Source organism: Ectothiorhodospira shaposhnikovii, from assembly GCF_016584105.1.
GTDB lineage: Bacteria > Pseudomonadota > Gammaproteobacteria > Ectothiorhodospirales > Ectothiorhodospiraceae > Ectothiorhodospira > Ectothiorhodospira shaposhnikovii.
Map to the genome: position 1 here is coordinate 1 of NZ_NRSM01000107.1, position 417 is coordinate 417.

A 417-nucleotide genomic window follows, 5' to 3' on the forward strand; every position below is an offset into this window, starting at 1 on the left:
AACACCAGGTGATAATACGTCACCGGCAGCAGCTGGCTGCGTTGCTGCTCGCACCAGGCCTGTGTCGCGCGGTTCTGGCATTGCGGACAATGCCGATCCCGGCAGCTGTGATACCACTGCTGCTCTCTGTCGCATTGGTCACAGCGAAGCCGCAGCCCGCCCAGACGCTCGGTTCGGCAGGCCTGCAGATGCCCGCAGACCTTCCTCCGGCCGCTGTCCAGGCCATCGGCACACAGGAATCGATTGAGAATATGCTGGACCGTCGTCGGCTCAGGCATGATGCACCTCCGGCAACAGCGCCAGCAGGTCCACATGCCCCGAGGTGCCCCGTTCATCACTGGGTGTCCAGTGGATGTAGCGCAGGGTGGTTTGCAAATGGCCATGGCCCAGCAGACGTTGCAGTTCATGCACCGCCAG

1 protein-coding gene is annotated in these 417 nt (G+C 62.8%); it reads right to left on the reverse strand.

Annotated elements, in window-relative coordinates; translation table 11 throughout:
* The coding region (locus tag CKO35_RS17605; RefSeq protein ID WP_200177403.1) for a transposase zinc-binding domain-containing protein at nucleotides 1-278 on the reverse strand (278 nt) is incomplete at its 3' end.
* Nucleotides 279-417 lie beyond the last annotated feature (139 nt).